The sequence below is a fragment of the Burkholderia sp. 9775_39 genome (assembly GCF_015712225.1).
Classification (GTDB): domain Bacteria; phylum Pseudomonadota; class Gammaproteobacteria; order Burkholderiales; family Burkholderiaceae; genus Burkholderia; species Burkholderia cenocepacia.
In genome coordinates this window covers 1-9,878 of the sequence record NZ_JACCQC010000059.1, presented here as the reverse complement: position 1 = coordinate 9,878, position 9,878 = coordinate 1, and the positions used below count along the sequence as shown (strand labels likewise).

The following is a 9,878-nucleotide window of genomic DNA, read 5'->3' as shown; positions in this document are numbered from 1 at the left end:
AAGAGACAGTCCCCCATCCCCGCCCAATAATCTGGAGACATCCCCATGTCGCAAAACACCATGGCCGAAGCGACACACGGCCCGCTGATCGCTCCGCCGGCTTTCGTCAAACATCGCAAGCTGATCGACTGGGTATCGCGTATCGCGGCACTCACGGAGCCCGAGCGGGTTGTGTGGTGTGACGGCTCGCAGGAAGAATACGATGCGCTGTGCCAGGCGATGGTCGATCAAGGCACGCTCAAGCGCCTGAACCCGGCGAAGCGCCCGAATTCGTATCTCGCGCAATCCGACCCGTCGGACGTCGCGCGCGTCGAGGATCGTACGTTCATCTGCGCGGCCTCGCGCGACGACGTCGGCCCGACCAACAACTGGATCGAGCCCGCCGAAATGCGCGAGACGCTCAACGGGTTGTTCCGCGGCTCGATGCGCGGCCGCACGCTGTACGTCGTGCCGTTCTCGATGGGCCCGCTCGGTTCGCCGATCGCGCACGTCGGCGTCGAACTGTCCGACAGCCCGTACGTCGCGGTGAACATGCGGATCATGACGCGCATGGGGCGCGACGTGTACGACGTGCTCGGCGAGGACGGCGATTTCGTGCCGTGCGTGCACAGCGTCGGCCATCCGCTCGAAGCCGGCCAGCAGGACGTGCCGTGGCCGTGCAACCCGGTCAAGTACATCGTGCATTTTCCGGAAACGCGCGAGATCTGGAGCTTCGGCTCGGGCTACGGCGGCAACGCGCTGCTCGGCAAGAAGTGCTTCGCACTGCGCATCGCGTCGACGATGGGCCGCGATCAGGGCTGGCTCGCCGAACACATGCTGATCCTCGGCGTGACGTCGCCGGCCGGCAAGAAGTATCACGTCGCGGCCGCGTTCCCGTCCGCGTGCGGCAAGACCAACTTCGCGATGCTGATCCCGCCGCAGGGCTTCGACGGCTGGAAGGTCACGACGATCGGCGACGACATCGCGTGGCTGAAGCCGGGCCGCGACGGCCGTCTGTATGCGATCAACCCGGAAGCCGGATTCTTCGGCGTGGCGCCGGGCACGGGCGTGAAGACCAATCCGAACGCGATCGCCACGCTCAAGGACAACGTGATCTTCACGAACGTCGCGCTGACGGAAGACGGCGACGTGTGGTGGGAAGGGCTGACCGACACGCCGCCCGCGAAGCTGACAGACTGGCAGGGCAATCCGTGGACGCCCGACATAGCGAAGGAAACCGGCCGCAAGGCCGCGCACCCGAACTCGCGCTTCACCGCGCCGGCCGCGCAGTGCCCGTCGATCGACGACGACTGGGAAAACCCGGCCGGCGTACCGATCGACGCATTCATCTTCGGTGGCCGCCGCTCGACGACGGTACCGCTCGTCACCGAGGCGCGCGACTGGGTCGAAGGCGTGTACATGGCCGCGACGATGGGTTCCGAGACGACCGCGGCAGCCGTCGGCCAGCAGGGCATCGTGCGCCGCGATCCGTTCGCGATGCTGCCGTTCTGCGGCTACAACGTCAGCGATTATTTCGCGCACTGGCTCAAACTCGGCAAGCAGCTCGAAGCCGCCGGCGCGAAGCTGCCGAAGATCTATTGCGTGAACTGGTTCCGCAAGGATGCGAACGGCAAGTTCGTGTGGCCGGGCTTCGGCGAGAACATGCGCGTGCTGAAGTGGATGCTCGATCGTCTCGAAGGCACCGGCGGTGGCGGCGAGCATGCGTTCGGCGTGTCGCCTGCGTATGAAGACCTGCACTGGGACGGCCTCGATTTCACGCGCGATCAGTTCGATGCGGTGACGTCGATGAACGCCGACGAATGGCGCGAGGAGCTGAAGCTGCATGCGGCGCTGTTCGAGACGCTGAAGCTGCGCTTGCCGGCTGAAATGACCGACACGATGAAGAAGATCGAGCAGCGTATCGGCGGCTGACGCGGTACGCATCGTTATCGACCCTGACGTCCCGCCGCCGGCGTTTGTTGCCGGCGGCGGGACGTTTTTGTTTCTTCGCTTCGCGTGGCGAACGATTTTTGCTGGCCGGCACAGCCTGTCTCGCGACAGCCCGTTTCGCATATTCCCCGACATGGATGAGTGCGATAACGCACGCTTGCGCGCCGATCGATTCGGGACAATCACGACTCGTCCGTCGACACAGCGACGTCGTCGGTTATCGGATTGGGCGCGCCGTTTCTCGTGTCGGAATTTGGCTGCGAAATTGGCGACGCTCCGATACAAACTCCTGGGGGCGTTGATGATTGCTGAATCGATGAGGTGGCTATCGGACGTGGCGGGTCGTGTACTGTCCGGCCGCCGGAATGGCCGATCGAACTCGAGTTCGGCCGGCTTCGTGTGCATCGCATTCGTCGTCGTGCTGCTGGCTGGCCGACCCGCAATGGGCCAGACCAATACGCCGGTGCCTGCCATCAACCTTGGCAGCGAAATCAACGACATCATCAATCAGAACGCCGGCAACCCGACGCAAGCGATCAACAACTACATGGCCGGTCTTGCCGCGACGCATGCTCGCTGGGTTCGGATCGATATCAACTGGGCGCGCATTCAACCGTCGCAAACCAGCATTGACGTCAACGATCCGAATCCAGGCAGCGGCAGTGGACTGAACTGGGGCGTGACGGACACGGTTATCCGTGCGGCACGCAACAACGGGCTGCGAGTGCTGGGCTTGATTTTGCTGACCCCGCCGTGGGCGGCCAGTTCGAAATGCTCGGGCGGCTATCAGCAGGCGAACGGCGTTCCGTCATGGCTGTGCGCACCGGACCCAACTCACTACACCAACTTTGCTCGGGCCGCGGCCAAGCATTACGGCAGCGACAGCTATGGCGGACAGGTCGACGCATGGGAAATCTGGAACGAACCGAATTGCGGCATCGATTTCATGCCTCACGATCCGGTGCTGTATACACAGATCCTGAAGAGTGCATATCCGGCGATCAAGCAAGCGAACCCGGGCGCTTATGTGTATGCGGGCGGAAGCGCGGCCTGCACGACGTATCCGAACAACACGAGCGGTGCACTGCCACCGAACGGCGTGGCGGGACTCGTCGATTCGAGCAGCCCGGGCTATCCCGCCCCGACGCAGTGGGATCCGCGCGATTGGCTCGCCGTGATGTACGCCAACGGCGCGCACGGGTATTTCGATGCGCTCGCCCATCATCCTTACTGTTACTCCGACGACTGGCAATCGGCTCAGGACCAATGCCCGAGCACGGCGCTCAACTCGACGTATCCGCAATACTCGAATGCGTTCAACATGATGTGGCATACCTTTTCGTCGCCGTCGTACGCGTGGCCGTCGAGTACCGGTAATACGTTTTCGAGCTATACCGGCACGAGCTTGCGTGACCAGATGAACGCAGCCGGTGATGGCGCGAAGGCCATTGCGTTGACCGAATTCGGTGCGCCGACGACCGGTACGGACGGCGCGACCAACTTCACCGGAACGTTGGGTGGCTCGTCGACGCAATATACGAATGCCAATTTCCGGACCATGCAGAATGCGCCTTTCCTCACGCAAGCAAACCAGGCGCGTGAATACCGTGCGCTGATGGCATGGATCGCGCAGCAACCGAAGGGCGCATACGGTCCGGTGTACGCATACTGCTATTCGGATATGGCGTTGTCGATGCCGAACAGCACGAACATCTACGAGCCGTACTTCGGCATCGTGACGCTCGGTGCGACGACTGGTTCGACGGGTACCCCGGGCACCGCGAAGATCGAAGGAACGCCACAGGCGAACTCGAGTGCGTACTACCCCGCGTGGCCTGATTTCGGAATCAATGCGCGGGCCGCGGCGGCAGGCACCACGGGCTATGCACCGATCGGTCCGGGCTGGTTCAATGCGTTGGGCAAATAGCCGTATTTCAGCGACTGGAAGGACGTGTAGGTCGCACGAGAAATCGTGGTTCCGTTCGAGACGCTGAAGCTGCGCTTGCCGGCTGAAATGACCGACACGATGAAGAAGATCGAGCAGCGTATCGGCGGCTGACGCGGTACGCATCGTTATCGACCCTGACGTCCCGCCGCCGGCGTTTGTTGCCGGCGGCGGGACGTTTTCGTATCCACGCCGTGCTTAACCCGTTCGCTCACCGCGCGCTGCAATGCGCGACGACTTCGTCGACCGCGCGCTGTACGTCGCCGCGCCGGTAGCGCAGTAGCGCGATATCCGCCGGATCGGGCTCGAACGACACGACGGTGCCACGCCCCGTGTAGATCGCGATGTCGGGCAGCAGCGGATGCTCCTGGTCGAGCGACGGCACGTCGCGCGGGTTGCCGGCCGCGCGGAAGAACGCGGCGAAGTAGTCGGCGAAGCTCAGGTTCTCGTCGCCGACGAGATAGGCCTTGCCGGCCTCGCCACGCTGCAGCGCGCCCCAGATCGCTTCCGACAGCGATTGCGTCGAGATGAAGTTGCTGCCGCCGGCCGGCCCGTACACCGGCAGTCCCGCCAACTGGCCCTTCGCATACCCCGTGTACGCGGCGAACATCTCGTTGCGCAACCCCGGCACCGACCCGACGACGAACGGCGCATTGACGCTGCACACCGCGAACGACGGCGTTGCGAGCGCGCGCACGCGTTCGTCGGCGAGATGGCGCGAGCGTACGTACGGCACGGTGTCGACGAGCGCCGGCGCGACCTGCGGGTAGAAGCTGCCGACCAGCACCGCGCGCTTCACGCCCGCATCGCGTGCGAGTGCGAAGAAACGCGGCACCGCATCGACGTTCGCGCGTTCCCAGTGCGCGGCTTCGTCGGTGCCGGGCGGCAGATGGCGGATGTCGTTGCCGGCCGCGAACACGACCGCGTCGAACGGCGCGAGATCGTCGCGCGTGAAATTGCCGGCCACGTAGTCGCGTTGCAGCACGTCGAACTGCGCGAGCGCGCTGCCGGCCACGGGCGGCTTGCGTGCGGCGAGCGTCACGTGATTGCCTTGCGCGTGCAGATGCAACGCGGCGTGGCCGCCGATGAGGCCCGTGCCGCCGACGATCAGGATCTTCATGGTGTCTCCGGTGGCGGCGCAAGGGCGCCGCGTGAAATGAACGGATGAAGCGGCAGGTGTGTCTGGCCGCTGCTCGGAAATCGAAGCCGTTGCCCGCGACGCATGGCAGTGGGTCTAGAAGCCGTTCGGGGCGCGATACCCGCTGACTGCCGCGAGCGCGTCACCAGCGACGTCCCGCATCGTGCCGGTGATCCGCGTCGCGAGCCCGCCGGCAAGGAACAGCGCGGCATCTGCGATGCCGCCGGCGAAGCGAGCAGAAGCACGCATCGTTCAGCCTTCCAGCGGCAGATCCTGCGACCAGTCGACGTGCAGCGTGCGCGCGGCGAAGCGCCACGTGTCGCCGTCGAACACGCAGCGGTCGCGATAGCGCAGCCCCCAGTCGAGCTTGCGCTTCACGCCGTCGCGCACGTACATGTGGCATGCGACGCCGTAGGTCTCGACATCGGCCTCGCCGCCGTCGAGCGTGACGAGCTGGTTGTGTACGTGATGCTGGGTCGCGTCGTAACGCTCGATCACGCGCATGCCGGCGACGATCGCGTCGCGGTCGTCGAAGCGGAAGCCGGGGCCGGCCAGCGTGGCGTCGGCGGTGAAGAGGGCGGTGAGGCGAGGCCAGTCGCGCCGGTCGACGGCCTGGGCGTAGCGGCACGCAAGCTCGTACAGCGCGTGGCGCGAATGCGAATCGGTCATGCAGTGCTCCCGTGGAAGAACGGAAAGAGTCGGTCGCGTCGCGTATGCGAACGCGGCGGCATTGCGACGTCGATGCGCAGGTTCGCACTGGACCGTTCGACCTTCATCACCCATACGGAGCAGGGCCGGGGTCGGGGAAAACACCGGGGACGGCCGGCGTGCGGCGAACGCGCGCGAGTCGATGGTGCGATGCGGTGACGAAGCAGGACATGCGTCTGACGATTGAAGCGACCGGTCGAGCAAGGCGTGTCACGTGATTGCCTGCCCCGCAGGCATGCGATGCCGTCGGTATCGATGCTGCGGCGCGACATGCGGTGCCCGGTCCGCTCAGCGTTTGCCCCTAGTCGAAACGGACGATGGCCGCCGGCCTGGCGCTGGCTACCGTGCAGTCATCCGGTGCGGCACGCGAGGCACGCCGGACACGAACCGCACCAGCGGCCAACCGGAGGGGACGACGATCATGAGACTGACGACTCGCAAGCTGTGCGTACTGGCGATGGGCACGTTCGCTGCCATGGCGATGGCGCGATACGGCGCGGACGAAGTCCCGTCGCCGCCGTATGCGGCCGGCATCCTGCAATGCCGCTCGGTCGATCCGAACGGGTTGCCGACCGGGTGCGTGCCGATCGATCCGTCGCACTTCGGTTTCGCTGCGCTGCGCGGCATGTGACGCCGGTGCGGGCTCGAACCGCGCAGGAAGGACGCCATCGCGGCGCGATGACGCGTGGACCGCTTTCGGCGAGCGCACGCGATACGACACGTGGCGTGCCGCATCAGGCAGCGTAGCCGGTCAGGTTTCATGTCGCCGGCGTTCCATCCGTGCCGCGCATGGGCTTCGTATCGACCACGCTGCTTCGCGTCAGGTCGTCCACGCGGGCGGCCATCGCCGCGTCCGCAGCATCCCGCAGATTTCCTCCACGCCGATCCATTCGTCATGTCATTCGACTATTCCCTGACCCATCCCCTGAACCTGCGCGACGTGCACCGCTGGGACGCCGACCACGACGTCGTGATCGTCGGCTTCGGCGCGGCCGGCGCGTGTGCCGCGATCGAGGCCGCGAGCGCCGGCGCGGACACGCTGATCGTCGAGCGCGCGTCGAGCTACGGCGGCACGAGCGCGCTGTCGGGCGGCGAGATCTACCTCGGCGGCAGCGGCGGCACGCCCGCGCAGCGGCAGGCCGGCTTCACCGACGACACCGAGGACCTGTATCGCTACCTGATGCTCGCGGGCGGCCGCGACGCCGACGACGCGAAGGTGCGCCTCTATGCGAACGAGAGCCTGGCGCACCACGACTGGCTCGTCGCGCAGGGCGTGACGTACAAGAACACGTTCATCGCCGAGCGGATCGTCGAACCGGAAACGGACGACTGCCTGATCTGGTCGGGCAGCGAGGAAGCCTGGCCGTTCAGCGAGGCCGCGAAGCCGTGCCCGCGCGGCCACACGCCGCAATGGCCGGGCTGGGGCGGCGGGCAACTGCTGATGCGCGTGCTGGCCGAGCGTGTCGCGGCGCTCGGCGTGGCCACGCGCTACGACACGCGCGCGATGGCGCTGATCGTCGACGACGGCGGCGCGGTACGCGGCGTCGTGCTGCGCGCGTATGGCGACACGGTGTTCGTGCGTGCGCGCCGTGCGGTGATCCTGTGCGCGGGCGGTTTCGCGATGAACCGCGACATGGTGCGCCGGCATGCGCCGCAATTCCTGCGCTCGGACGAGCCGATCGGCAGCCCGGGCGACGACGGGTCGGGCATCCTGCTCGGCCAGAGCGCGGGCGGTGCGGCGATCCACATGGACGAGGGCTTCGTCAGCCTGCCGTTCTACGCGCCCGAAGCGCTGATCAAGGGCATTTTCGTGAACGCGCGCGGGCAGCGCTTCGTCAACGAGGACGGCTATCACGGCCGCACCGGCCACCATGCGTTCCATCAGGCCGACGATCGTATCTACCTGCTCGTCGATCACGCGACGTACCAGGAGCCGTCCGCCATCGCGCGAATCGGCATCGCGGCGGCCGGCGAAACCTGGGAGGAGGTCGAACGCGACCTGCAGATGCCGGCCGGCACGCTGACGGCGACCGTCGACGTCTACAACCGCCATGCGGCCGACGGCGTCGATCCGCTGTTCCACAAGGCGAAGCAGTGGCTGCAGCCGCTGATCGAGCCGCCGTTCGTCGCGCTCGATTGCCGGATCGACTACGCGTTCTATCCGCACTTCACGCTCGGCGGGCTCGATACGCTGCCCACCGGCCAGGTGCTCGATGCGACGCGTACGCCGGTGCCGGGGCTCTACGCAGCCGGTCGCACGACGTGCGGGCTGCCGCGCTGGGGCGCCGGATACAGTTCGGGGCTGTCATTGGCCGACGCGACGTTCTTCGGCCGGCAGGCCGGCCGTCATGCGGCGCAGGCCGTGCGCGACGCAGTGCGCAGCGCCGCGTCGCGCCGCCGGGCCTGAAACGAACGACGCCCCGGACCATTCATCGGATGGCCCGGGGCGTCGTCGTTTGCGGCGACCGGCAGGCGGTCAGCCGAGCTCGAGTGCGTTCGTCAGGTCGCCCGGCGGCGTCGCGCCGCGCGCGGCGAACGCGTTGTCGCGCAGGACCACGCCGTCGAGCGGCGCGAGCCCGTGCACGCGGCTGATGAAGCGCAGGATCGAGTTCGTGTCGTACAGCGTGTGATCGACGAAGCCCTTTTTCGCGAACGGCGAGATCACGAGCGCCGGAATCCGCGAGCCGGGGCCCCAGCGGTCGCCGACCGGCGGCGCGACGTGATCCCACCAGCCGCCGTTTTCGTCGTGCGTCATCACGATCACGGTGTTTTCCCATTGCGGGCCGCGCCGGATATGGTCGATCACGGTCGCGATGTGACGGTCGCCCGATTCGATGTCCGCATAGCCCGCGTGCATGTTCAGGTTGCCCTGCGGTTTGTAGAACGTGACGGCCGGCAGGCGGCCCGCGTCGATGTCGGCGATGAAGTGGTTGGTCGACGGCTCGTCGCCGAGCCCCGCGTCGCGCAGGTGCTTGCGGCGCGCTTCGGTGCCCGGCGCGTAGTTCACGAAGTAGTTGAACGGCTGGTGGTGGTACTGGAAATCGGGCACCGTGCCCGTGTCGCGATGCTCGAGCGCGTACTGCCACGCGCCGCTGTACCACGCCCAGTCGATGTTCTTTTCCGACAGGCGGTCGCCGATCGTCGCGTAGCCCTGCGGCGGCATCACGCGATGGTCGGCCGGGTCCGCATACGCGGCATTGCCCGGATCGGGCGGCGGCACGTAGCTCGGCTGGTACGGCGGGGCCATCGTGTTCACGCCGTAGCCGTCCGGCGTGAGCGGGCCGTCGACCGCGAATTTCGGCGGGCCGTCGAGCGCGGACGCGGGCGAATCGTCGGCGAGCTTCAGGCGCGTGCCGGCCGGATCGTCGCCTTCGACCTTCGACAGCAGCTTCGCCGCATGCGGATGCTTGTGCGCGTCCGGATACCGCGGCGGCTGCGCGGAAATCAGGAACATGTGGTTCATCCACGAACCGCCGAAGGCGGCCATGAAGAAGTTGTCGCACAGCGTGTATTGCCGTGCGAGATTCCACAGCCGCAGCGTGTCGGCCGAATTGCGGTAATGGCCCATCACGAGGCCGCCCGAATCGGCCCACGCGGCGAACTGGTTGTTGCGGCCGCCGGCGATCTGCATCTGGTTCTGGTAGAAGCGGTGCCACAGGTCGCGCGTGATCACGCCGTTCGGCAGCGGCTTGCCCTGCGCATCGGTAATCCGGAACGGCGCGTTCGGCAGCTTGTCGATGTCGCGCTCGGCGATCGCGTAGCGCTTGCCGTCCACTTCCTGCGCCTGCGGCACGAGCCCGCCCCAGATCTTCGGCAGCACCGGCAGCGGCGTCTTGCCGTCGCGGTCGAGCTGCTGCGCATGCTCGGGCCGCACTTCGCTCAGCGGATAACGGACACCCGGGAAATCGCCGTACAGGTTCGCGAAGCTGCGGTTTTCCGCATAGATCACGACGATGTGGCGCACGCGCTGGCGCAACGCCTCGTCGATGCGCAGGTCGGCGGCCGAACGCGGCGCGTTGCCCGCGGTGGTTTCGCAGCCGGCGAGCGCGACACCGGCGCCGAGCGCGGCGAGGCCGCCGAGTAAGCGGCGGCGGTCGGGATCGGCGGGAAGGTCGTCGGGGCGATCGGGGGTGTCGTTCACGTCGTGGGCTCCTCGGG

8 protein-coding genes are annotated in these 9,878 nt (G+C 66.8%); 4 read left to right on the top strand and 4 right to left on the bottom strand.

Translation table 11 applies throughout. The features are described 5' to 3' along the window. The first annotated feature begins 45 nt into the window (after nt 1–45). Both H0X90_RS35195 and H0X90_RS35190 read left to right on the top strand, forming a co-directional pair. Nucleotides 46–1,911 (top strand): phosphoenolpyruvate carboxykinase (GTP), encoded by a 1,866-nt coding sequence (locus tag H0X90_RS35195; protein WP_006483011.1) that lies wholly within the window; start codon nt 46–48, stop codon nt 1,909–1,911. 319 nt (nt 1,912–2,230) lie between these two features. Then, entirely contained in the window at nt 2,231–3,856 is a 1,626-nt protein-coding gene (locus H0X90_RS35190; RefSeq protein ID WP_077189984.1) for a cellulase, read from the top strand. 229 nt (nt 3,857–4,085) lie between these two features. On the opposite strand, the gene H0X90_RS35185 is transcribed toward H0X90_RS35190, so the two are convergent. From H0X90_RS35185 to H0X90_RS35175, 3 genes are all read right to left on the bottom strand, one after another. Beyond that, on the bottom strand, nt 4,086–4,994 hold the full coding sequence (locus tag H0X90_RS35185; RefSeq protein WP_077189983.1) for an NAD(P)-dependent oxidoreductase: 909 nt from the start codon (nt 4,992–4,994) through the stop codon (nt 4,086–4,088). A 114-nt stretch (nt 4,995–5,108) separates the two neighbouring features. Further along, nucleotides 5,109–5,261: a hypothetical protein gene (locus H0X90_RS35180; protein WP_171984092.1), complete on the bottom strand. Its 153-nt coding sequence runs from the start codon at nt 5,259–5,261 to the stop codon at nt 5,109–5,111. A gap of 3 nt (nt 5,262–5,264) precedes the next feature. Continuing rightward, nucleotides 5,265–5,681: a nuclear transport factor 2 family protein gene (locus tag H0X90_RS35175; RefSeq protein WP_006494815.1), complete on the bottom strand. Its 417-nt coding sequence runs from the start codon at nt 5,679–5,681 to the stop codon at nt 5,265–5,267. Nucleotides 5,682–6,141: 460 nt separating this feature from the next. On the opposite strand from H0X90_RS35175, the gene H0X90_RS35170 reads away from it, so the two are divergent. Both H0X90_RS35170 and H0X90_RS35165 read left to right on the top strand, forming a co-directional pair. Beyond that, nucleotides 6,142–6,351: a hypothetical protein gene (locus tag H0X90_RS35170; RefSeq protein WP_006483048.1), complete on the top strand. Its 210-nt coding sequence runs from the start codon at nt 6,142–6,144 to the stop codon at nt 6,349–6,351. Nucleotides 6,352–6,615: 264 nt separating this feature from the next. Next, a complete protein-coding gene (locus tag H0X90_RS35165; protein ID WP_077189982.1) occupies nt 6,616–8,127 on the top strand; it encodes an FAD-dependent oxidoreductase in 1,512 nt (503 codons plus the stop codon). A gap of 69 nt (nt 8,128–8,196) precedes the next feature. Here the strand turns inward: H0X90_RS35165 and H0X90_RS35160 are convergent, their stop codons facing one another. Next, complete coding sequence (locus H0X90_RS35160; RefSeq protein ID WP_006483058.1) at nt 8,197–9,861, bottom strand: acid phosphatase; 1,665 nt, start codon at nt 9,859–9,861, stop codon at nt 8,197–8,199. Nucleotides 9,862–9,878: the final 17 nt, after the last annotated feature.

What these genes read in the sequence shown, in the direction of transcription:
- H0X90_RS35190 (WP_077189984.1), top strand. Translation starts at nt 2,231, where the DNA reads ATGATTGCTGAATCGATGAGGTGGCTATCGGACGTGGCGGGTCGTGTA.
- H0X90_RS35175 (WP_006494815.1), bottom strand. Translation starts at nt 5,681, where the DNA reads ATGACCGATTCGCATTCGCGCCACGCGCTGTACGAGCTTGCGTGCCGC.
- H0X90_RS35195 (WP_006483011.1), top strand. Translation starts at nt 46, where the DNA reads ATGTCGCAAAACACCATGGCCGAAGCGACACACGGCCCGCTGATCGCT.
- H0X90_RS35170 (WP_006483048.1), top strand. Translation starts at nt 6,142, where the DNA reads ATGAGACTGACGACTCGCAAGCTGTGCGTACTGGCGATGGGCACGTTC.
- H0X90_RS35165 (WP_077189982.1), top strand. Translation starts at nt 6,616, where the DNA reads ATGTCATTCGACTATTCCCTGACCCATCCCCTGAACCTGCGCGACGTG.
- H0X90_RS35185 (WP_077189983.1), bottom strand. Translation starts at nt 4,994, where the DNA reads ATGAAGATCCTGATCGTCGGCGGCACGGGCCTCATCGGCGGCCACGCC.
- H0X90_RS35180 (WP_171984092.1), bottom strand. Translation starts at nt 5,261, where the DNA reads ATGCGTGCTTCTGCTCGCTTCGCCGGCGGCATCGCAGATGCCGCGCTG.